At 37.2% G+C, this 239-nt stretch carries 1 protein-coding gene; it reads right to left on the bottom strand.

Features of this window, described 5'->3' with window-relative positions:
* The coding region (locus tag Q4563_RS22345) for an urease accessory protein UreH domain-containing protein (protein WP_303606105.1) at positions 1-239 on the bottom strand (239 nt) is incomplete at both ends.

Genomic DNA, 239 nt, shown 5'->3' with positions numbered 1-239 from the left:
ACCTACAGGAACCAAATGTATTTGCAAACTCAAGTGTGAAGGAGATACAAAAGCAATTCCTAAGCCCAAACCCCGTAAAACAAACATAACTCCAACAACCAACAACATTACAGGAACTGCTTTGTTAAAAACCGCTTTGAATTTAGCTGTGCTGATTAATTTGATTCCCATAAACAAAAACATTAATGGCAATGTACCCAAACCAAAAATAAACAAATACAAGCCTCCCTCCCATGCTG

It is taken from the genome of Gilvimarinus sp. 1_MG-2023 (assembly GCF_030548285.1).
This window is presented reverse-complemented; position numbering and strand designations above follow the sequence as displayed.